General features: G+C 54.7%; 23 protein-coding genes. 8 read left to right on the top strand and 15 right to left on the bottom strand.

From position 1 onward, the window contains the following. Window positions 1-251 precede the first annotated feature (251 nt). Window positions 252-818 carry a D-glycero-beta-D-manno-heptose 1,7-bisphosphate 7-phosphatase gene (gmhB, locus tag ACOTZC_RS08690; protein ID WP_008501879.1) on the bottom strand — a complete coding sequence of 189 codons (567 nt, stop codon included), beginning with the start codon at window positions 816-818 and terminating at the stop codon, window positions 252-254. A 188-nt stretch (window positions 819-1,006) separates the two neighbouring features. On the opposite strand from gmhB, the gene metN reads away from it, so the two are divergent. The 6 genes from metN to proS all read left to right on the top strand — a co-directional run bounded on the left by metN (window position 1,007) and on the right by proS (window position 6,586). Beyond that, entirely contained in the window at window positions 1,007-2,038 is a 1,032-nt protein-coding gene (gene metN, locus ACOTZC_RS08685; RefSeq protein WP_023310475.1) for a methionine ABC transporter ATP-binding protein MetN, read from the top strand. Beyond that, complete coding sequence (locus ACOTZC_RS08680) at window positions 2,031-2,684, top strand: methionine ABC transporter permease MetI (protein ID WP_003856130.1); 654 nt, start codon at window positions 2,031-2,033, stop codon at window positions 2,682-2,684. Before metN ends, ACOTZC_RS08680 begins: the two co-directional genes overlap by 8 nt. A gap of 40 nt (window positions 2,685-2,724) precedes the next feature. Continuing rightward, on the top strand, window positions 2,725-3,540 hold the full coding sequence (metQ, locus tag ACOTZC_RS08675) for a methionine ABC transporter substrate-binding lipoprotein MetQ (protein ID WP_014168729.1): 816 nt from the start codon (window positions 2,725-2,727) through the stop codon (window positions 3,538-3,540). Window positions 3,541-3,646: 106 nt separating this feature from the next. After that, complete coding sequence (gene rcsF, locus ACOTZC_RS08670) at window positions 3,647-4,051, top strand: Rcs stress response system protein RcsF (RefSeq protein WP_008501883.1); 405 nt, start codon at window positions 3,647-3,649, stop codon at window positions 4,049-4,051. Continuing rightward, entirely contained in the window at window positions 4,048-4,755 is a 708-nt protein-coding gene (gene tsaA, locus ACOTZC_RS08665) for a tRNA (N6-threonylcarbamoyladenosine(37)-N6)-methyltransferase TrmO (RefSeq protein ID WP_045401123.1), read from the top strand. The genes rcsF and tsaA overlap by 4 nt, the downstream gene beginning before the upstream one ends. 112 nt (window positions 4,756-4,867) lie before the next feature. Next, the gene (gene proS / locus ACOTZC_RS08660; protein ID WP_033144681.1) at window positions 4,868-6,586 is read left to right on the top strand and encodes a proline--tRNA ligase; all 1,719 of its coding nucleotides are present in this window, start codon (window positions 4,868-4,870) and stop codon (window positions 6,584-6,586) included. Window positions 6,587-6,633: 47 nt separating this feature from the next. Here proS and nlpE read toward each other — a convergent pair whose 3' ends face one another. The 3 genes from nlpE to ACOTZC_RS08645 are packed head-to-tail and all read right to left on the bottom strand — an operon-like array spanning window position 6,634 to window position 8,331. After that, window positions 6,634-7,332, bottom strand: a complete 699-nt coding sequence (gene nlpE / locus ACOTZC_RS08655; RefSeq protein ID WP_032660574.1) for an envelope stress response activation lipoprotein NlpE — start codon at window positions 7,330-7,332, stop codon at window positions 6,634-6,636. Window positions 7,333-7,366: 34 nt separating this feature from the next. Next, entirely contained in the window at window positions 7,367-7,789 is a 423-nt protein-coding gene (gene arfB, locus ACOTZC_RS08650; protein WP_248162674.1) for an alternative ribosome rescue aminoacyl-tRNA hydrolase ArfB, read from the bottom strand. Further along, complete coding sequence (locus tag ACOTZC_RS08645; RefSeq protein WP_032642470.1) at window positions 7,786-8,331, bottom strand: YaeQ family protein; 546 nt, start codon at window positions 8,329-8,331, stop codon at window positions 7,786-7,788. Before ACOTZC_RS08645 ends, arfB begins: the two co-directional genes overlap by 4 nt. Before the next feature lie 196 nt (window positions 8,332-8,527). On the opposite strand from ACOTZC_RS08645, the gene ACOTZC_RS08640 reads away from it, so the two are divergent. Together ACOTZC_RS08640 and rof are read left to right on the top strand one after the other, a co-directional pair. Beyond that, window positions 8,528-8,728, top strand: a complete 201-nt coding sequence (locus ACOTZC_RS08640; protein ID WP_008501889.1) for a YaeP family protein — start codon at window positions 8,528-8,530, stop codon at window positions 8,726-8,728. After that, window positions 8,715-8,975 carry a Rho-binding antiterminator gene (rof, locus tag ACOTZC_RS08635; RefSeq protein WP_008501890.1) on the top strand — a complete coding sequence of 87 codons (261 nt, stop codon included), beginning with the start codon at window positions 8,715-8,717 and terminating at the stop codon, window positions 8,973-8,975. Before ACOTZC_RS08640 ends, rof begins: the two co-directional genes overlap by 14 nt. A 28-nt stretch (window positions 8,976-9,003) precedes the next feature. Here the strand turns inward: rof and tilS are convergent, their stop codons facing one another. The 11 genes from tilS to skp form a co-directional block, all read right to left on the bottom strand. After that, window positions 9,004-10,293, bottom strand: a complete 1,290-nt coding sequence (gene tilS / locus ACOTZC_RS08630) for a tRNA lysidine(34) synthetase TilS (protein ID WP_182931554.1) — start codon at window positions 10,291-10,293, stop codon at window positions 9,004-9,006. Between the two features lie 58 nt (window positions 10,294-10,351). Next, window positions 10,352-10,741: a VOC family protein gene (locus ACOTZC_RS08625; RefSeq protein WP_023310468.1), complete on the bottom strand. Its 390-nt coding sequence runs from the start codon at window positions 10,739-10,741 to the stop codon at window positions 10,352-10,354. Between the two features lie 65 nt (window positions 10,742-10,806). Next, entirely contained in the window at window positions 10,807-12,939 is a 2,133-nt protein-coding gene (locus ACOTZC_RS08620) for a lysine decarboxylase LdcC (protein ID WP_126303547.1), read from the bottom strand. 100 nt (window positions 12,940-13,039) lie between these two features. Then, window positions 13,040-13,999, bottom strand: a complete 960-nt coding sequence (gene accA / locus ACOTZC_RS08615) for an acetyl-CoA carboxylase carboxyl transferase subunit alpha (RefSeq protein WP_023310466.1) — start codon at window positions 13,997-13,999, stop codon at window positions 13,040-13,042. A 12-nt stretch (window positions 14,000-14,011) separates the two neighbouring features. Next, complete coding sequence (gene dnaE, locus ACOTZC_RS08610) at window positions 14,012-17,494, bottom strand: DNA polymerase III subunit alpha (protein ID WP_045355195.1); 3,483 nt, start codon at window positions 17,492-17,494, stop codon at window positions 14,012-14,014. A 38-nt stretch (window positions 17,495-17,532) separates the two neighbouring features. Next, the gene (rnhB, locus tag ACOTZC_RS08605) at window positions 17,533-18,129 is read right to left on the bottom strand and encodes a ribonuclease HII (RefSeq protein WP_023310464.1); all 597 of its coding nucleotides are present in this window, start codon (window positions 18,127-18,129) and stop codon (window positions 17,533-17,535) included. After that, entirely contained in the window at window positions 18,126-19,274 is a 1,149-nt protein-coding gene (lpxB, locus tag ACOTZC_RS08600) for a lipid-A-disaccharide synthase (RefSeq protein ID WP_029741197.1), read from the bottom strand. The genes rnhB and lpxB overlap by 4 nt, the downstream gene beginning before the upstream one ends. Beyond that, window positions 19,274-20,062 (bottom strand): acyl-ACP--UDP-N-acetylglucosamine O-acyltransferase, encoded by a 789-nt coding sequence (gene lpxA, locus ACOTZC_RS08595; RefSeq protein WP_023310462.1) that lies wholly within the window; start codon window positions 20,060-20,062, stop codon window positions 19,274-19,276. The genes lpxB and lpxA overlap by 1 nt, the downstream gene beginning before the upstream one ends. Window positions 20,063-20,065: 3 nt before the next feature. Further along, entirely contained in the window at window positions 20,066-20,521 is a 456-nt protein-coding gene (gene fabZ / locus ACOTZC_RS08590) for a 3-hydroxyacyl-ACP dehydratase FabZ (protein ID WP_010426706.1), read from the bottom strand. Between the two features lie 102 nt (window positions 20,522-20,623). Beyond that, window positions 20,624-21,649: a UDP-3-O-(3-hydroxymyristoyl)glucosamine N-acyltransferase gene (gene lpxD, locus ACOTZC_RS08585; protein ID WP_045355193.1), complete on the bottom strand. Its 1,026-nt coding sequence runs from the start codon at window positions 21,647-21,649 to the stop codon at window positions 20,624-20,626. A gap of 3 nt (window positions 21,650-21,652) precedes the next feature. Further along, window positions 21,653-22,147: a molecular chaperone Skp gene (gene skp, locus ACOTZC_RS08580; protein ID WP_023310460.1), complete on the bottom strand. Its 495-nt coding sequence runs from the start codon at window positions 22,145-22,147 to the stop codon at window positions 21,653-21,655. Window positions 22,148-22,203 lie beyond the last annotated feature (56 nt).

The raw sequence follows: 22,203 nt of genomic DNA, 5'->3' as shown, positions 1-22,203 counted from the left end.
AGATTGTCTGATAAATTGTTAAAGAGCAGTGCAACGCGGCTTTCGCTCACCGTTGCGAGGTGGCGTATATTACGCTTTCCTCTTTCAGAGTCAACCCGTTATTTCAGAATTTTTCTCTTCAACCGACCGGGTTGTTTGTGAAGTGATTCACATCCGCCGTGTCGATGGAGGCGCATTATAGGGGGCCGCCGAGGAATGACAAGCGGAAAAATGCATTTTTATTTCAACCGCTCACCTTTTCACCAAAAAGGCTATTTTTGGTGCTTTTTAATCTCTTTTGGCAGGTCGGCCAGGCTATTAATCACCCAATCCGCTGCATTTTCTGCTTCTGGCGTCACTGGCTTACCGGTGCGAACTAATATTTTGGTTCCTACACCCGCTGCCGCTGCTGCCTGCATATCTTCCAATTTATCACCCACCATATAAGAAGCCGCCATATCAATATGCAGGAACTCCTGCGCAGAGATGAACATCCCCGGATGCGGCTTACGACAGTCACAGGTCTGGCGATACGCTTCTACCGTTCCCTGTGGATGGTGCGGACAATAGTAGATACCGTCGAGATCCACGCCTCGGTCGGCCAGCGACCAGTCCATCCATTCCGTCAGCGTTTCGAACTGCGCTTCGGTGAATTTACCGCGTGCAATACCGGACTGGTTCGTCACCACCACCAGCGCATAGCCCATCTCTTTCAGCTGGCGCATGGCATCTATTACGCCCTCGATAAACTCGAACTCATCAATCTCATGGACATAACCGTGATCCACATTAATAGTGCCGTCACGATCGAGAAAAATTGCGGGTACTGATTTTGCCACCGGTTTGCTCCTGAAAAAGGCATGTTCGACTAGTATCTCATGAATCGCAGCGCAATAAAGTGCTCATCGTACAGAGTTGGATTGATTTAGACGTCTGGATGCCTTAACATCCGTTTTGTTTACGGTCATCACCCGTATCTGGCAGAAGAAAATGCCACGGCTAACTTACATACGATAAAAATAATCTAATGATTAAACTTTCCAATATCACCAAAGTGTTCCAGCAGGGGAACCGAACCATTCAGGCACTGAATAACGTCAGCCTGCATGTTCCTGCTGGTCAAATTTATGGCGTCATTGGCGCATCGGGTGCAGGTAAAAGCACGCTGATTCGTTGTGTTAACCTGCTTGAGCGCCCAACCCAGGGCAGCGTAGAAGTTGGCGGCCAGGAACTTACCGCCCTCTCAGAGAAAGAACTCACCAAAGCGCGTCGTCAGATTGGCATGATCTTCCAGCACTTTAACCTGCTGGCTTCCCGCACCGTGTTCGGCAACGTTGCCCTGCCGCTTGAGCTGGATAACACGCCGAAAGAAGAAGTGAAGCGTCGCGTTACCGAGCTGCTAGACCTCGTGGGTCTGGGCGACAAACATGATAGCTACCCGGCAAATCTGTCCGGTGGGCAAAAACAGCGTGTGGCCATTGCCCGCGCGCTGGCAAGCAACCCTAAGGTACTTCTGTGTGATGAAGCCACCAGCGCACTGGATCCGGCAACCACGCGTTCGATTCTGGAACTGCTGAAAGACATTAACCGTCGCCTGGGCCTGACGATCCTCCTTATTACACATGAGATGGACGTGGTGAAACGCATCTGCGACTGCGTGGCGGTCATCAGCAACGGTGAACTGATCGAGCAGGACACGGTAAGTGAAGTGTTTTCGCATCCGAAGACGCCTCTGGCACAGCAGTTCATCCAGTCCACGCTACATCTGGATATTCCGGAAGATTATCTGGAGCGTTTGAAAACCGAACCCGCAGCAGACAGCGTCCCGATGCTGCGCATGGAGTTCACCGGTCAGTCCGTTGACGCTCCCCTGCTTTCCGAAACCGCGCGTCGCTTTAACGTGAACAACAACATCATCAGCGCGCAGATGGATTACGCCGGTGGCGTGAAGTTCGGCATCATGCTGACAGAAATGCACGGCACACAAGAAGAAACCCAGGCCGCGATTGCCTGGCTGCAAGAACACCATGTAAAAGTAGAGGTACTGGGTTATGTCTGAGCCGATGATGTGGCTGCTGGTTCGCGGCGTTTGGGAAACGCTGGCAATGACCTTTGTCTCTGGCTTCTTTGGTTTTGTGATTGGCCTGCCGGTCGGCGTATTGCTGTACGTGACGCGCCCGGGGCAAATCATTGAGAACGCGAAACTGTACCGTACGCTCTCCGCGCTGGTAAACATCTTCCGTTCTATCCCGTTCATTATTCTGCTGGTGTGGATGATTCCATTTACCCGCGTGATCGTCGGAACGTCTATCGGCCTGCAGGCAGCTATCGTTCCGCTGACCGTTGGCGCTGCGCCGTTTATTGCCCGTATGGTGGAAAACGCCCTGCTGGAGATCCCAACCGGTTTGATCGAAGCATCACGCGCGATGGGTGCCACGCCGATGCAGATCGTCCGCAAGGTTCTGCTGCCTGAGGCGCTGCCTGGGCTGGTGAATGCGGCAACTATTACGCTTATCACCCTGGTCGGTTATTCCGCGATGGGCGGTGCCGTTGGTGCCGGCGGTTTAGGTCAGATTGGTTACCAGTACGGCTATATTGGATATAACGCTACCGTGATGAATACCGTTCTGGTATTGCTGGTTGTTCTGGTTTACTTAATCCAGTTCTCTGGCGATCGCATCGTCCGGGCTGTTACGCACAAATAACGTTACACACAACACAAACTCTACGAGTTAAGGATAAAACATGGCGTTTAAATTAAAGACCTTCGCAGCAGTAGGCGCACTGATCGGCTCTCTGGCACTGGTGGGTTGCGGTCAGGACGAAAAGGATCCAAACCACATTAAAGTGGGCGTTATCGTAGGTGCAGAACAGCAGGTTGCGGAAGTTGCTCAGAAAGTGGCAAAAGAGAAGTATGGCCTGGACGTGGAGCTGGTGACCTTCAACGATTACGTTCTGCCGAACGAAGCGCTGAGCAAAGGCGATATCGACGCGAATGCCTTCCAGCATAAGCCATACCTGGATCAGCAGATTAAAGATCGCGGTTATAAACTGGTGGGTGTCGGTAACACCTTCGTTTATCCGATTGCCGGTTACTCTAAGAAAATTAAATCACTGGACGAACTGCAGCCGGGCTCTCAGGTTGCCGTGCCTAACGACCCAACTAACCTTGGTCGTTCCCTGCTGCTGCTGCAGAAAGTGGGCCTGATCAAACTGAAAGACGGTGTTGGCCTGCTGCCAACCGTTCTGGACGTCACCGAGAACCCGAAAAATCTGAAAATCGTTGAACTGGAAGCACCGCAACTGCCACGTTCTCTGGACGATGCGCAGATTGCTCTGGCCGTTATCAACACCACGTACGCCAGCCAGATTGGCCTGACGCCAGCCAAAGACGGTATCTTCGTTGAAGATAAAGACTCCCCGTACGTTAACCTGATCGTGACTCGCGAAGACAACAAGGACGCGGAAAACGTGAAGAAATTCGTTCAGGCCTATCAGTCAGACGAAGTTTACCAGGAAGCCAACAAAGTGTTTAACGGCGGCGCTGTTAAAGGCTGGTAATCTCACCTCAGTGTAATATCATCAGGACGGGCTTATGCCCGTCTTGTCATTTGTGCAGTCAACTGATTCAATATCTGACGTTTTGATTATCCATTGAGGAAATATTATGCGTGCTTTACCGATCTGTCTTTTAGCACTCATGCTGAGCGGCTGTTCTATGCTAAGCAGATCTCCCGTTGAACCTGTTCAAAGCACGGCAACCCCGCCAAAGACCGAGCCTGCGAAACCGAAAGTGGTTCGCCCTGCGCCGGTTCGTATTATCACGAAAGCGGACGAACTCGTCGGTAAACCGTTCCGTGAACTGGGCGAAGTGAGCGGCGAATCCTGTCAGGCGACCAATCAGGACTCACCACCGAATATTCCGACAGCGCGTAAACGTATGCAGATTAATGCCGCAAAAATGAAAGCCAACGCGGTTCTGCTGCACAGCTGTGAAGTCACCAGCGGCACGCCGGGCTGCTATCGTCAGGCGGTTTGCATCGGTTCTGCGCTGAACATCACGGCGAAATGAGTGCATTTCAGTTCGAGCAGATAGGCGTTATCCACTCTCCTTATAAAGAGAAGTTCGCCGTCCCCCGCCAGCCCGGTCTGGTCACCAGCGGAAGCGGTGAGTTACACCTGATTGCGCCTTACAATCAGGCCGATGCAGTACGCGGGCTCGAGGCTTTCAGCCATTTATGGGTGGTGTTCGTGTTTCACCAGACGATGGAAGGCGGCTGGCGTCCTACCGTGCGTCCTCCTCGTCTTGGCGGAAATGCGAGAATGGGCGTGTTTGCGACTCGCTCGACCTTTCGCCCAAACCCGGTTGGCATGTCGCTGGTTGAACTGAAAGGCATACGTTGCCAGAAAGATCGGGTGATACTGGAGTTAGGTAGTCTGGACCTGGTAGACGGCACGCCGGTAATCGACATCAAACCCTATTTGCCCTTCGCCGAAGCGCTCCCGGACGCGCGTGCAAGCTATGCTCAGGACGCGCCGCAGGCGGACATGCCTGTTTATTTTACGTCAGAGATAACCGCGCAGCTCGGTCAGCTGGAGAAACGCTATCCTCGCGTACGGGATTTCATCACTGAAGTTCTGGCACAGGACCCGCGTCCGGCCTACCGTAAAGAAGAGGAAGAAGGAAAAACGTACGCCGTCTGGCTGCTTGATTTCAACGTTCGCTGGCGCGTCACCGGGGCAGGTTTTGAAGTGTTTGCCCTTGAACCCAGGTAATTTTGTTCTCCTCTCTTTTGGCATCTTTACCACACTGGTAAACTAAACCACTTTTTTTGTGTCAGGCTGGTGTTTCAGCCTGTTCCAATCGTCGAAATGGAACCGTAACAACATGCGTACTAGCCAATATCTGCTCTCCACTCTGAAGGAGACGCCTGCCGACGCCGAAGTGATCAGCCATCAGCTGATGCTGCGCGCCGGGATGATCCGCAAGCTGGCCTCCGGGTTATACACCTGGCTGCCGACCGGCGTGCGCGTCCTGAAAAAAGTCGAAAACATCGTGCGTGAAGAGATGAACAACGCCGGTGCTATCGAGGTGTCCATGCCTGTGGTTCAGCCCGCTGACCTGTGGCAGGAGAGCGGCCGTTGGGAGCAATATGGTCCTGAACTGCTGCGCTTTGTCGATCGCGGCGAGCGTCCTTTCGTTCTCGGCCCAACGCATGAAGAAGTCATTACCGACCTGATTCGTAACGAGCTGAGCTCTTACAAACAGCTGCCGCTGAACTTCTTCCAGATCCAGACCAAGTTCCGTGACGAAGTTCGCCCACGTTTCGGCGTCATGCGCTCTCGCGAATTCCTGATGAAAGATGCTTACTCTTTCCATACCTCTCAGGAATCACTGCAAGAGACTTACGACGCAATGTACGCGGCGTACAGCAAAATTTTCTCCCGCATGGGTCTGGATTTCCGCGCTGTGCAGGCTGATACCGGCTCCATTGGCGGTAGCGCATCCCATGAGTTCCAGGTACTGGCGCAGAGCGGTGAAGACGATGTGATCTTCTCTGACTCTTCAGACTACGCGGCGAACATCGAATTTGCAGAAGCGCTGGCACCAAAAGAACCACGCGGCGCGGCAACGCAAGAGATGACGCTGGTTGATACGCCAAACGCGAAAACCATCGCCGAGCTGGTTGAGCAGTTCAATCTGCCAGTCGAAAAAACCGTGAAAACCCTGCTGGTGAAATCCACCGAAGGTAGCGCTTATCCGCTGGTTGCCCTGCTGGTGCGTGGCGATCATGAGCTGAACGAAGTGAAAGCCGAGAAGCTGCCGCAGGTAGCCAGCCCGCTGACCTTCGCAACGGAAGCGGAAATCCGCGCCGTGGTGAATGCGGGTCCAGGTTCACTGGGTCCAGTCAATCTGCCGGTGCCGGTTGTTATTGACCGCACGGTAGCCGCGATGAGCGACTTCTCCGCCGGTGCGAACATCGACGGTAAACACTACTTCGGCATTAACTGGGATCGCGACGTGGCGACGCCGGAAGTGGCTGACATCCGTAACGTGGTTGCAGGCGATCCAAGCCCGGACGGTCAGGGTACCCTGATGATTAAGCGCGGCATCGAAGTCGGTCACATCTTCCAGCTGGGCGATAAATACTCTCGGGCGCTGAACGCCGCTGTTCAGGGTGAAGATGGCCGTAACCAGATCCTGACCATGGGTTGCTACGGTATCGGGGTGACGCGCGTGGTGGCTGCGGCGATTGAGCAGAACTACGACGAACGCGGCATCGTCTGGCCGGACAATATCGCGCCGTTCCAGGTGGCCATTCTGCCAATGAACATGCACAAGTCTTACCGCGTGCAGGAGCTGGCCGAGAAGCTGTATGCCGAGCTGCGCGCTCAGGGTATCGAAGTGCTGATGGATGACCGTAAAGAGCGTCCAGGCGTGATGTTTGCCGATATGGAACTGATCGGTATCCCGCACACCGTCGTCATCGGCGACCGTAACCTCGACAGCGATGAAATTGAATACAAATACCGTCGCAGCGGCGAAAAACAGATGATCAAGACCGGCGACATTCTTGATTACCTGGTGAAAGCCATCAAAGGCTAAACAAAAAACCCCGCTCAGGCGGGGTTTTTTAATGACTCAGCGTCAGCTTATTTACTGTTACAGTCTTTACCCGCAACAAACTTCGCGTCTTTATCTGCCACCAGCGTTTTCACCATCTCCCCGCTATCCGGGTTTGGCTCCAGCGTAAAGTGACCGTCAACCGTCAGCAATACCGGCTTGCTGTCATTGCCGCGTGCCACAGCGTAATCACGTTCAAGCTGCGCATTGTTTGCCACGCTGACCTTCCTGCCGGTTGCGCAGTCGGTAAAGATCGCCGCATCCGCCATATAGAAGTACATTCCCCGCATTGCCATCGGCGTGGCAGGCAGAGCCGCTTTTACCGGCGCAAGCGTGTAGTTGAACTGGGATTCAATCGGGTTGCCTTCGCGGTCAAGCATCTCCATCCCCTCACCTTTGGCGCGGAAAAAGGTTTTCTCACCGGTGGTGTCCGTCAGGACCAGCTTCTCGGCCGTACGCGCCCATGTTCCATAAGTTGCAAAAGAAGAAGGCTCTTTTGCACCCTGATAGCGCTGGTTCATCACCCAGGTGCCGTCTTTTTGCAGGAACAGAGACGTTTCAATGCCTTCGCAGTCCGCGCAAGGCAATACGCCGCGCCAGCTCTGCTGCATTGGTTTTAATTCTTCCGTTTGCGTGGGTTGTAAAACCTGCGTTTCGGAGCGGTTGTTACACCCAAAAAGCGCAAAAAGCGTACTCGCTGCCAGCGCTGACCATAATACTTTTTTCACAATGAATTCCTTATGAAAAGTGTGTTCCCTTTCGTCACTCTGTCGGGCGACGAACTTTACCGCGTAGTGCTTTCACTGTGGATTTTTGGGCCTTCGAGGACAACCGACGCTCTTTCGATGCGCGGGTTGGCCGCGTTGCCCGGCGGCTTTTTTGTACCGTCGTTAACTCTTTGATGACCGCCACCAGCCTGGCTATCGCCGCTTCCCGGTTGAGCTCCTGGCTGCGGTACTCCTGGGCTTTGATCACAATCACGCCATCGCTGGTGATCAGGTGATGGCTGGCGGCAAGCAGGCTTTCTTTATAATACTCTGGCAGGCTTGAGGCCCGAATGTCAAAACGCAAATGGATAGCCGTCGACGCCTTGTTGACGTGCTGCCCGCCAGCCCCCTGCGCACGGATGGCGGTGATTTCCAGCTCGTTGTCAGGGATGCTGACGTTTAGGGACAAGACGATCATGACGCGGGTTGCCACGCCGTTAAATGAATTTCCAGATTATTCTGAGAATCAGAGAGCCAGATGGCGCCATCCTGAATCGTCGCCTGCAAAATCATGGTCCGGCTGGCAAATTCGCTCAACTGCGCCAGCTGCTCATCGTCCAGATACCAGACCGTGAGATTTTTAAACTGTCCGCACTTGCTCTTGTTTTGCTGCCACCAGATCTCCGCAGCGCGCTGATTATACGCGAATAAGGCCACTTCAGCGGACTGGGTGCAGGCCTTCTTAATTCTGCGCTCGTCAGGCAGGCCGAGTTCGATCCACAAATCGATACCCAGATGATCGTTGCGCAGCCAGGCTTCAGGCTCGTCTTCTGCGCTTAATCCACGGGTAAACTGCAGACGCTCGTCGGCGTACTTAATCCACGCCAGCAGGCGCAGCATCATGCGCTCCTGCGTTTCGGAGGGGTGGCGTGCCAGCGTAAGCGACGCGTCGAGGAACTGGTTGCGATCAAGATCGGCCACATTGACCACTGCTTTATAAATTGTCGCTTTCAGCGCCATGAGAGAACTCCATTCGAATCAGGCGCTCATTGTAGCTAAAACCGCGGCAAAAGGCTGTTATGGGGTGATAAATACACCGCTATCAAGGCGCTGATATTGCTTAAATGAGTATGGTATAGTCACCTTGCTAAACCGAGTTTATCTTCGTAGGCTTAATGATATCTCACAGTAAGTCAGTGCGCTGGCGGGAGGGGATGTGAATAATTATTGTGAGTTAATTCGCAAACGGTATGCGGAAATCGCCAGCGGAGATCTGGGGTATGTCCCGGACGCGTTGGGCTGTGTATTGAAGGTGCTTAATGAAGTGGCCTCTGATGAGAGCCTTTCAGAGTCGGTCAGGGAAAAAGCAGCGTATGCTGCGGCGAATTTACTGGTGAGCGATTATGTCGATGAATGATACTTATCAACCCATCAATTGTGATGACTATGACAACCTCGAACTCGCCTGCCAGCATCATTTATTACTGACGCTGGAGCTAAAAGATGGCGAAGTGTTGAAGGCGAAAGCCAGCGATCTGGTTTCACGAAAGAATGTGGAATACCTGATAGTGGAAGACGCCGGTGCGACGCGTGAGCTGCGTCTGGACAAAATAGCCAGCTTCAGCCACCCGCAAATCGGCACCGTCGTGGTGAGCGAATCCTGATGACACTAACGGGCAGCCTGGCTGCCCGTTACGCTTTTTGCCACTCAAAACGGACACCCTCTTCTGACCACCCCTCTTCCGTGATGAAAACCCCTGCCGCAGCGATAAGCGTTTCACCGTAGAACAGCAGCGGCGTGGTGTCGCGTAGCCACGGCGGCACGTTACACTCCTGCCATATTTTCTTCAGCTTCCGTCCCCCGTTGCGCCCGACGATATGCAGCATGCCGCCAGCCTTAAAGCGCACGGTGACAGGTTCTCCGGGCTTCGGCAGCCGCACATGACCAGACGACAGAAGAGAAACGCGTCCTGCCTCACAGGGCAATATCAGGGGCGCGTCAGGAGAAAGCCAGTCGAGCACCACATCGGTCAGCGAGGGCATGGATTTTATCCACCAGAGCTCCCCCTTATAGCGTCTAACCTCAAAACCGTTCAGGTGGACGCACGGGGAAGCATCATCCCGCGCCAGAGCGACTTCTTCCCAGATACGGCTCAGCATTGTCCTCGACGGCATCGCGGCGCGATGAAAGGCCAGCCAGCGTCGTAGCAGCGCGGCGCGACGTACCGGACTCATCGCTTTCATCGGTGCGATCGCCAGCGCCCCGTCGGCAGAAATCAGCCCAGCCAGCTCGTCGCTCAACAGCTCATCCAGCAACAACTCCTGTTCGGCGCACAGCATGGCGCTTCTTGCCGTCGCGTCGGCGAAATGCGGCCAGCGCTCGCCCAAAAGCGGGAGGACGCGCAGGCGCAGGAAGTTACGGTCATAGCCGTCATCCTGGTTACTCTCATCTTCGATCCAGTTCAGCTGATGTTCTCGCGCCCAGGCTTCCAGTGAGGCACGCGTCTCGCCAAGCAGCGGACGCAGTAACGTTGTGCCGGCAAATTCAGAACGCGCCGGCATGGCAGAAAGTCCCGCCGGCCCGCTACCCCGCTTAAGCGCCAGCAGAAAGGTTTCACACTGATCGTCCAGATGCTGGGCCGTGACCAGCGCTTCTCCAGCACGTAATGCCCCGGCAAACGCGGCATAGCGGGCTTTCCGCGCCTGCGCCTCGATGCCCAGCCCTTCCTCCGCAAGCGTCACTCGCTCAACGATGAGCGGGATCGCCCAGGCCGCACATAAGGCTTCGCAGTGCGCCACCCACGCCTCTGCGTGAGGACTTAATCCGTGGTGAATATGCATCGCCCGAAGCTGGACGTCAGGTTCCCGATCGCGCCAAAGCTTTAGACGATGCAGCAACACGGTAGAATCCAGGCCACCGCTAAACCCCACCAGCAGCTGGCGGTACGGTGAAACGGCTTGTGCGATAGCGGGTAAGGTCATAGGAGATTACACATAAAAAATGCCCGAACTGAGCGGGCATTATCACACAGGACAACCATTACTGCTGATAAAGCTCCAGGGGCAGGCCGTCCGGGTCGTTGAAAAAGGTAAAACGCTTGTCGGTGAACGGATCGACGCGTATCGCTTCGCACGTCACGCCGTGCGCCTCCAGATGTTTTACCGCGCTATCCAGGTCATCGACGCTGAAGGCAAGATGACGCAGTCCACAGGCTTCCGGGCGGGACGGACGCGCAGGCGGAAAAGGAAAAGAGAACAGCTCAATCACATATTGCCCGTTTAACGCCAGGTCGCCCTTCCAGGAGTCACGCTCCTCGCGGTAGGCCTCGCTTATGAGCGTAAAGCCCAGGATGTCGCAGTAGAAGGCCTTACTTTTCGCGTAGTCGGTCGCAATGATCGCAATATGATGAACCTGTTTTAAACCCAGCATAGCTTCTCCTTTTTATGATGCCTGAACGTTACAACCGAAAACCCGCACCTGGCAAGCGGTCACCCTTATTTTAGGACTCGCACCCAGTAAACGCCGTTCTCGTCGCGCTTCGCACCGTGGATATCCGTCTCAAAACCGGGATAGTGCCGCCCAACCGAACAGAGCATCAGCAGGAAATCGAGCACGGCCCGACTCTCTTCGGTAATCATCTCTCCCGGCATCAGGAGCGGAACGCCCGGCGGGTATGGCAGGATCATGTTAGCCGATACGCGCCCGACCAGGTTTTCCAGCTCGACGGTTTCGACCTCCCCTTTCACCTGGCGCTGCCATGCTTTGTGCGGGGTAAACTTCATCTCCGGTAAGACATCGAACGCCTGAAGCATCAGACGCGGCAGATCGTGCTGACGGATCAGCCTGTGGATCCCCTGGGCCAGATCCTGAATGCGCATATTTCGATAGAAGTCAGGATCCTCCGCGTAGAGATCCGGCAGCATGTTTTTCACCCGCAGGTTGAGATCGTAGGCGCGCTTAAACTCCATCAGGCCGCGCAGCAACCCCATCGCCCGGGTTTTATCGATACCAATACTGAACAGGAACAGCAGGTTATAGGGGCCGGTTTTCTCCACCACTACGCCACGTTCATCAAGGAATTTCGCGACCAGCGCGGCCGGAATACCTTCATCACTCATCCTGCCCTGCTCATCCATACCCGGCGTCAGGATCGTCACTTTTACCGGGTCGAGGAACATATGGTCGCTATCGGCATCCCGGAAGCCATGCCAGTCTTCTCCGGGCGAGACGGGCCAGCATTCTGCTTCATCAATCTCTTCCGGCTGCCAGATATCAAAGAACCAGCCGTCGGCTTCATCTTTCAGTCGCTGAACCTCTTTGCGGAAATGCAGCGCGCGTTCTACCGAACGGTTGATGAGTCGTTTGCCCGGATTGCCGCGCAGCATTGCCGCGGCCGTTTCTATGGAGGCTACCAGCGGATAGCTCGGTGAGGTGGTGGTATGCATCATAAAGGCTTCGTTGAACGTGTCTTCGTCGTACTCGCCTTTGATGTGAATAAGCGAAGCCTGGGAAAACGCCGCGAGCATTTTATGGGTCGACTGCGTTTCGAAGAACACTTTACCCGGCACGCGTTCACCGCTCATGCCGCTTTTGCCGGCGTAAATAGGATGGAAATTAGTGTATGGCACCCATGCGGAATCGAAGTGGATCGACGGCACGTCCAGCGTCTGTTTGATCCAGTTCGTGTTGTACAGCAGACCGTCGTAGGTGGAGTTGGTGATCACCGCATGGACAGGCCAGCTTGCGCCAGGAATTGCCGCAACCTTACGTTCAATGGCGTCATGGGTGAACTCCCGGCGCGGAATACCGCCAAGAATACCGAGCGCGTTACGCGTGGGCGACAGCCAGAGCGGTACGACGTCGCTCATCATCAGCAGGTGTGCCAGCGATTTATGGCAGTTACGGTCAATCAGCAAGGTGCTGCCAGCAGGCGCAGCGTACATCCCGACGATTTTGTTCGAGGTCGAAGTGCCGTTGGTCACCATATAGCTCTGTTCGGCGCCAAAGGTGCGGGCGATATACTCTTCGGCTTCCAGATGCGGGCCGGTGTGATCCAGCAGAGAGCCTAGTTCGGTGACTGAAATCGACACGTCCGCTTTCAGGGTGTTGCCACCGAAGAAATCATAGAACAGGCAGCCCACCGGGCTTTTTTGATAGGCCGTCCCTGCCATATGCCCTGGCGTACAGAAGGTATATTTGCCCTCCTTCACGTAGGTGAAGAGCGCGCGAGTAAACGGCGGAGTGATGTTATCGAGATATTCATTCGTGTATTGCTGAATTCGGGTCGCAATGTCTTCCGCCACGCCGAGTGAATATTCAAAGAACCACAGCGCCATACGCATATCATTGGCGCTGACGTCCATGGTTGAGTGGGTATTAATAAAGGCGTACAGCGGGAGATATTCGTTCAGCCTGTTGATATCGCTGCACAGTTCAAGATCATATTCGTCCCAGTCGAAGATCACGCCGCAGATACGCGGGTTATGCTCGATGAACTTCAGCAGATCGGCGCTGTTGTGCGGCCAGATTAGCTGATACCCGCGCGACTGCAGGGCTTGCTCCAGCTCCTTAATCGGCTCATCTTTATAAAAGACGCCGTGTGGCCCCATAACGGCAATGATATTCATGGGCTTCCTCCTTAAAAAACATTAGCTAAGCATAGTCCGGCTAAACCGCAGGTATAAAAAAAGCCGCAACAGTGTGCGGCTTTTCAGATAATTGTGAAGCTTACGCGTAACCGTAGGTCATCAGACGCTGGTAACGACGGTTGAGCAGATCGTCTTTGCTCAGCACGTCCAGGTCTGCCAGGTCAGCCAGCAGCTGCGCTTTCAGGGACGCTGCCATCACTTCCGGCTTACGATGTGCACCACCCAGTGGTTCCGGGATGATGGAGTCGATCAGCTTAAGCTCTTTCAGGCGTGGCGCAATGATGCCCATTGCTTCCGCGGCCAGCGGCGCTTTGTCGGCGCTTTTCCACAGAATGGACGCGCAGCCTTCCGGAGAGATAACGGAATAGGTGCTGTACTGCAGCATATTCACTTTATCGCCCACGCCAATCGCAAGCGCACCGCCGGAACCACCCTCACCGATAACGGTACAGATGACCGGCACCTTCAGACGAGACATCTCGCGCAGGTTGCGCGCGATAGCTTCAGACTGACCGCGCTCTTCCGCGCCCACGCCAGGGTATGCACCCGGGGTGTCGATGAAGGTGATGATTGGCATGTTGAAACGCTCAGCCATCTCCATCAGACGCAGGGCTTTACGGTAGCCTTCTGGTGCTGGCATACCGAAGTTACGACGGATTTTCTCTTTGGTTTCACGACCTTTCTGATGACCAATGATCATCACCGGGCGTCCGTCCAGACGCGCGATACCGCCAACGATAGCTTTATCGTCAGCGTATGCGCGATCGCCTGCCAGTTCGTCAAATTCGTCAAACGCCAGGCGGACATAATCCAGGGTGTACGGACGCTGTGGATGGCGGGCCAGCTGGGCCACCTGCCATGCGCCGAGATCGGCAAAGATTTTGCGCGTCAGCTCTACGCTTTTCTCGCGCAGACGATGCACTTCTTCGTCGATGTTAATATCCAGTTTTTCATCCTGACGGCTTACCGCTGTCAGAGAATCGATTTTCGCTTCCAGCTCAGCAATCGGCTGTTCGAAATCAAGGAAATTCAGACTCATAGTATTCCTGTATTAGTCAAACTCCAGTTCCACCTGCTCCGAACCAATGAGGCCACGGAGATCGTTCAGTAAACGATCGCTCGGAGAGACACGCCACGTTGCACCAAAGCGCAACCGCGCGCGTGCATCCGCCCTCTGATAGTAGAGATGTACTGGAATTGTCCCCGAGCGGTGGGGTTCCAGAGACTGACGGAGTCGGTTTAAAAGCTGGTCATCAATTTGCCTGTCCGTCAGCGAGATAGCAAGCCCGCGAGCATATTTTTCCCGGGCTTCGTCAATGTCCATCACTTCGCGGGCGGTCATTTTAAGCCCCCCACTGAAGTCATCAAAGCTGACCTGTCCGCTGACGATAAGTATGCGGTCTTTTTCCAGCAATTGCTGGTATTTATCCAGCGCGTCGGTGAACAACATCACCTCCAGACGCCCGGAACGGTCATCCAGCGTACAGATGCCGATACGATTGCCGCGCTTGGTGACCATAACCCTTGCGGCAATCACGAGCCCCGCAGCCGTGGTGATTTTACCACGTTCTGTCGGATGCATGTCTTTAAGCCTGTGGCCGCCGACATAGCGCTCAATTTCTTTGATGTACTGGTTGATCGGGTGCCCCGTCAGGTACAAGCCTAACGTCTCACGCTCCCCATCCAGTACGACCTGTTCTGGCCACGGCTGGCAGTTGGAATAAGATTGTTCGATCTGCTCTGGCTCTTCCGCCAGCACCCCGAACATATCCGCCTGACCAATGGCTTCCGCTTTTGCATGCTGATCCGCCGCTTTCAGCGCGTCGCCGAGGGAATTCATCAGCGCGGCGCGATGCGGCCCGAGTCTGTCAAACGCGCCGGACATGATCAGTTTTTCCAGCACGCGACGGTTCAGTTTTTTGGTGTCGGTACGAGCGCAAAGATCGAACAGCTCGCGGAAATACCCGCCGTTGTTACGCGCTTCGATGATCGCCTCGATCGGACCTTCGCCCACGCCTTTGATCGCGCCGATCCCGTAAACGATCTCTCCGTCGTCGTTGACGTGGAAGTGGTAGAGCCCTGAGTTAATATCCGGCGGCAGGATCTTCAGCCCCATACGCCAGCACTCGTCCACCAGGCCAACCACCTTCTCGGTGTTGTCCATATCGGCCGTCATTACCGCCGCCATAAATTCAGCAGGATAGTGCGCTTTCAGCCACAGCGTTTGATACGACACCAAAGCATAGGCGGCGGAGTGGGATTTGTTAAACCCGTACCCGGCGAATTTCTCCACCAGGTCGAAGATTTTCATCGCCAGCTCGCCGTCAACGCCGTTTTTCTTCGCCCCGTCTTCAAAGATGGAACGCTGCTTGGCCATCTCTTCCGGCTTTTTCTTACCCATCGCACGACGCAGCATGTCCGCGCCGCCGAGCGTATAGCCGGAAAGCACCTGAGCAATCTGCATGACCTGTTCCTGATACAGGATGATGCCGTAGGTGGGCTCCAGTACCGGCTTCAGGCTTTCATGCTGCCACTGAACGTCCGGGTAAGAAATCTCTTCGCGACCGTGCTTACGGTCGATAAAGTTATCTACCATCCCTGACTGCAGCGGGCCCGGACGGAACAGGGCAACCAGTGCGATCATATCTTCGAAGCAGTCGGGCTGCAGGCGCTTAATCAGATCTTTCATGCCGCGGGATTCAAGCTGGAAGACGGCGGTGGTCTCCGAGCGCTGCAGCATATCGAAACTTTTCTTGTCATCCAGCGGGATGGCCGCGATATCCAGCGGCGGTTCGCCGTTCTTCTCGCGGCGGGCGTTAATCATCTCCAGCGCCCAGTTGATGATGGTCAACGTACGCAGGCCCAGGAAGTCGAACTTTACCAGCCCGGCGTATTCCACGTCGTTCTTGTCAAACTGGGTTACCGGGTGTTGGCCCGCTTCGTCACAGTAAAGCGGTGCAAAATCCGTAATTTTAGTTGGGGCGATAACCACGCCCCCCGCATGCTTACCGGCGTTACGCGTGACGCCTTCCAGCTTGCGCGCCATGTCGATCAGCGCTTTGACCTCTTCGTCAGCTTCGTAGATTTCCGGCAGCTGAGGTTCGGCTTCAAACGCTTTTGCCAGCGTCATGCCCGGATCGGGCGGCACCAGCTTAGAAATACGATCGACAAACCCGTACGGGTGGCCCAGCACGCGTCCCACGTCGCGGATAACCGCTTTCGCCGCCATCGTACCGAAGGTAATAATCTGCGATACCGCATCACGGCCGTACATATCGGCCACGTGCTCAATGACCTGATCGCGTTTCTCCATGCAGAAGTCGACGTCGAAGTCGGGCATAGAGACACGTTCCGGGTTAAGGAAACGTTCGAACAGCAGGTCGAATTCCAGCGGATCGAGGTCGGTAATTTTCAGCGCGTACGCCACCAGCGAGCCCGCACCGGAGCCACGGCCCGGTCCAACCGGCACGCCGTTATCCTTCGACCACTGGATGAACTCCATAACGATCAGGAAGTAGCCCGGGAAGCCCATCTGGTTGATTACCTGGAGTTCAATGTCCAGGCGTTCGTCATACTCAGGGCGACGCTTTTTACGCTCTTCTTCATCCGGGAACAGGAATTCCAGACGCTCTTCCAGGCCTTCTTTTGATTTCGCGACCAGGAAATCTTCCGTGGTCATGTCACCCGTCGGGAACTGCGGCAGGAAGTATTCGCCGAGGCGAACGGTGACGTTGCAGCGCTTGGCAATCTCTACGCTGTTTTCCAGCGCTTCGGGGATATCGGAGAAGAGCTCACACATCTCCTCCTCGCTGCGCATGTACTGTTGCGCGGAGTAATTACGCGGCCGCTTCGGATCGTCGAGCGTGAAGCCATCGTGGATCGCCACGCGAATCTCATGCGCGTCGAAATCACCCGCCTCAAGGAACCGCACGTCGTTGGTGGCCACCACGGGCAAACCGCGCTCCTCTGCGAGCGCCACCGCGGCATGAAGATAGCTCTCTTCATCCTGACGGCCGGTACGGATCAACTCCAGGTAATAACGATTCGGGAAATATTCTTCATAGAACGAGACGCATTGATCCACCAGCGCGCTATTGCCGCGCAGCAGACATTTGCCGACGTCACCCATACGGCCACCCGAGATCAGCAGCAGCCCTTCGTTCAGTTCAGCCAGCCAGTCACGGTCGATCCACGGCCCCAGCGCGCCATAACCGCGCTGATAGGCTTTTGAGATCAGCAGCGTAAGGTTTTGATAGCCCGTGTTGTTCATCGCCAGCACGGAGATTTGCGTCATTTCATCGCCGATGAGATCGCTTTGCACGTGAAAATCTGCGCCGACGATGGGCTTCATCCCCGCGCCGTGCGCCGTTCCGTAGAACTTCACCAGGCCACACAGGTTGGTAAAATCGGTGATCGCCAGCGCGGGCATACCAAGGGAGGCCGCCTTTTTTACCAGCGGCCCGGTCTTCGCCAGCCCATCGATCATGGAGTAGTCGCTATGCACCCGCAGGTGTACGAAACGTGGTTCAGCCATCTTCAGATTCCGCGTTACTTAATTGCTTGCGTATTGATTCAGGACACCCGTCCCAGCGCGCGCTTCACCGGGCCAAAACTGCGCCGGTGATGTTCGGTTGCGCCATGTTCAGCCAGCCTTTCCAGGTGGAAAGGTGTGGGATACCCCTTATGCTGGGCGAAACCATACTGAGGATAAGTGAGGTCCAGCGCGGCCATTTCGGCGTCGCGCGTCACTTTGGCAATAATAGAAGCTGCGCTAATTTCTGCGACCCGGCTATCGCCTTTAACGACCGCCATTGATGGCATGGGCAATGCCGGACAGCGGTTGCCGTCAATCAGAACATATTCCGGGGAAATTTTCAGACCTGCAACCGCACGCTGCATCGCCAGCATCGTGGCATGCAAAATATTCAGTTCGTCTATTTCATGCGGTTCAGCGCGCCCCAGGCTCCAGGCCAGCGCCTTCTCCTGGATCTCACTAAACAGCGCCAGACGGCGCTTTTCTGACAATTTTTTAGAGTCGTTCAGCCCGATAATCGGGCGATCCGGATCGAGGATCACCGCGGCGGTCACCACTGCCCCTACCAACGGGCCGCGACCCACTTCGTCCACGCCCGCCACAAGGCGAGTGTGAGGATAAACAAATTCCATCATTTTGCTAGCTCCAGCACCGCATCAGCCGCTTGCTCATCAGCATTACAGCGGATCAGTTGATGCAGTTCGCGGAAGGTATCGTGCATCTGGTGGCTGGTCTTGCCGTTGGCGAGCAGCGGCAGCAGCGCATCGGCAAGCGCCTGCGGCTGGCACTCATCCTGCAGCAGCTCTTTCACCAGCTCGCGCCCGGCAAGCAGGTTTGGCAGGGAGACATAATCCGTTTTCACCAGACGTTTTGCCAGCCAGAAGGTGAACGGCTTCATGCGATAGCCGACCACCATAGGGCATTTCGCCAGCATACATTCCAGCGCCGCCGTACCGGAGGCCAACAGCGCGGCATCGCTCGCATACATCGCTTCCCGCCCTTTCCCGTCCAGAAGACGGACGTGAAGATCCGGGGCGACTTCCGCTTTGATGCGCTCAAACTGCTCGCGGCGCTTGGCATTTACCAGCGGAACAACCACTTCAAGATCCGGATAGGTCTGGCGAAGAATTTGCGCAGTTTTGAGGAAATCAGCGCTCAGCATCTCAACTTCTGCGCCACGGCTGCCTGGCAGTAAGGCCAGACAGTGCACATCATGCGGGATGCCCAGCGCGTCGCGCGCCGCGTTTTTATCCGGTTCCAATGGCATCGCATCCGCCATGGTATGACCGATAAAACGGCACGGAACATTAAATCTGTCGTAAAACGCTTTTTCGAAAGGCAGGAAAGCCAGCACCAGGTTGGTGGACCGTCCGATTTTGAAAACGCGTTTCTGTCGCCACGCCCAGACGGACGGACTGACGTAGTGAATCGTTTTGATACCCTGCTTTTTCAGATTCCCTTCGAGGGTAATGTTGAAATCAGGCGCATCGATACCGACAAACACATCGGGTTTGAGTTCGGTAAAACGACGGGTGAGATCGGCGCGGATGTGCAGCAAACGGCGTAGCCGTCCCAGCACCTCAACGATGCCCATCACGGCGAGCTCTTCCATTTCATACCAGGCTTCACAGCCTTCGGCCTGCATTAGCGGACCAGCAACGCCGACAAAGCGAGCATTGGGTACACGCGCCTTAAGCGCGCGGATGAGACCGGCACCAAGAATATCGCCGGAGGTTTCTCCGGCGACCAGGGCTATCGTAAGCGGACGACTGTCGACCATTAACGAATCAGACCCCTTGTTGAACGGTCAAAGAATTCCATGAACGCGTTCACTTCCGGGTGCTTATTCGCCAGCTCGGCAATTTCCGGCTTCGCCTCTTCCAGCGTTTTACCGCTACGGTACAGCAGTTTGTACGCGTTGCGGATGGCAGTAATCGCTTCGCGACTAAAACCACGACGCTTGAGGCCTTCGATGTTCACGCCAAACGGCGTGGCATGGTTGCCCTGCGCAATCACATACGGTGGAACGTCCTGCGCCACACCGGAGCATCCGCCTACCATCACGTGCGCACCAATGATGCAGAACTGATGGACTGCGGTCATGCCGCCAATAATTGCGAAGTCATCAACCGATACGTGTCCTGCCAGCGTTGCGTTGTTGGCAAGAATACAGCGGTCACCCACGGTACAGTCGTGCGCGATATGCGCATTAACCATAAACAGGTTATCGCTGCCCACCTTCGTCAACCCACCACCCTGTACTGTTCCACGATGAATAGTGACGCTTTCGCGAATACGGTTACGATCGCCAATTTCCAGACGGGTCGACTCACCAGCATATTTCAGATCCTGGTTAACTTCGCCGATGGAAGCGAACTGATAGATCTCGTTATTGCAGCCAATGGTCGTGTGACCATTCACGACAACGTGAGATTTCAGTACTGTACCCTCACCAATTTCGACATGGGGTCCAACAATACAAAACGGGCCAATGTGGACGTTAGCGCCAATGATGGCACCGGTTTCCACAATAGCGGTAGGATGAATAAAGGCGGATTTATCAATCACGTATCAGGACTCCCGGCTACGAGCACACATCATCGTCGCTTCGCAAACAACTTTGCCGTCAACCAGCGCTACGCCTTTGAAGCGAGTCAGGCCACGACGCGTTTTTTCAAAAGTGACTTCCATGATCATCTGATCACCAGGCACGACAGGGCGCTTAAAGCGCGCTTCATCAATACCCGCGAAGTAATACAGCTCACCTGGCTCCAGTTTGCCGACGCTTTTAAACGCCAGAATACCGGTAGCCTGAGCCATCGCTTCCAGAATCAACACACCCGGGAAGATAGGCTTACCAGGGAAGTGCCCCTGGAAGAACGGCTCGTTCACGGAAACATTTTTCACTGCGCGCAGAAAACGACCTTCTTCAAAATCCAGCACACGGTCTACCAGCAGAAACGGGTAGCGGTGCGGCAGAAGTTCTAAAATCTCTTCAATATGCAGAGTATGAGTGTCAGTAGTCAAAATACTCTTCCTGTCAAAATGTACTGATAACAATAATAACACGGCCTGCCGGTTTATTAGAAAGCCGACAGGCCGGGAAAAATAGCGTTCAACGGATGACGCTTAATCTTGTTGATCGATCTTACGCTCAAGAGACTTGAGGCGCTTGCTCATATCATCAATGTTCATCACCAGAGCTGCTGTTTTACGCCATACCTTGTTGGGTTGTAGCGGAATACCTGAGGAATACACGCCAGGTTCAGTGATAGGACGCATTACCATGCCCATTCCCGTCACAGTCACCTTGTCGCATATTTCCATATGGCCATTAATCACGCTCGCGCCGCCAATCATGCAATAACGGCCAATTTTCAGGCTGCCTGCCATGATGACGCCACCCGCAACCGCGGTATTGTCGCCAATCACAACGTTATGCGCAATCTGGCACTGGTTATCGATGATAACACCATTGCCAATGATCGTGTCGTCAAGCGCGCCACGGTCAATGGTGGTACAGGCGCCGATCTCCACGCGATCGCCAATAATAACGCGACCAAGCTGCGGGATCTTAACCCAGTTACCGCGATCGTTAGCGTAACCAAAGCCATCAGAACCAATGACGGTGCTGGACTGGACAAGGCAATTTTCGCCAATTTCAACATCATGATAAACGGACACATTGGCCCATAAACGGGTCCCGGCGCCGATTTTCGTATTTTTCCCAACGAAGCAGCCCGGGCCAATGACGGCGTTATCGCCCAGCACAACGCCGGATTCGATAACCGCATTTGCGCCAACGGCGACGTTGTTACCCAGCTTAGCCGTCGGATCAATCGCTGCGCTGGCAGCAATGTTCTGGGCCGGCTGCGGCGTGGTATCAAGAATTTGAGCCATGCGTGCATACGTCAGGTAGGGGTTTTTCACTACCAGCGCGCTTACAGTGGCAAATGGAAGATCGTCCTGCGTCAGAACAACAGCTGACGCCTGGCATTGAGCCAGTTGCTCACGGTACTTAGGGCTTACCATAAAGGTAATCGTGCCAGCTTTAGCAGATTGCATGGACGCAACAGCGGTGATGACGAGATCGCCATCACCGTGTAATTCTGCATCCAACTGCTGAGCTAAATCAGCCAGTCGAATTGAAGGCATTACTTATTTAACCTGTTTCAGAACATCAGCGGTGATGTCTTTAACATCTTTGCTGTTGAAAGCGACGGCGTTCGCATCAACAACCAGATCGATGCTCTGATCGGCAGCTACTGCTTTAACAGCAGTCTGAATGCGAGTCACCAGCTTGCCACGTTCTTCGTTAGAACGACGCTGACGATCCTGCTCGAAAGCCTGAGCTTTCTGGGAGAACGTCTGACGCTGAGCCATTACGTCTTTTTCCAGTTTGCTGCGCTCGCTTGCTTTCATGGTAGAACCATCACGCTGCAGACGCTGCATTTTGGACTGAAGATCGTTTTCCATACCCTGCAGTTCGCTTGCACGGCCTTTGAATTCGTTTTCCAGAGTCGCAGAAACACCCGTTTTCTGTGCAACCTGCTGGAACAAATTACCCATGTTGACGATTGCAATTTTGTCTGCTGCCTGAGCAGAAGTTGCCATCGCTAAACCGAGACCTGCAGCTAATAACCACTTTTTCACAATTAACTCCTTACCATCCCATTGGCACCAGAAGGTACCGTTCTTTGCGTGGCAAG

This window comes from Enterobacter cloacae complex sp. SHL009, assembly GCF_049237205.1.
In the GTDB taxonomy this organism is placed as follows: domain Bacteria; phylum Pseudomonadota; class Gammaproteobacteria; order Enterobacterales; family Enterobacteriaceae; genus Enterobacter; species Enterobacter cloacae_M.
The sequence above is the reverse complement of the archived record's forward strand: the minus strand, read 5'-3'. Positions and strand labels throughout refer to the sequence as shown.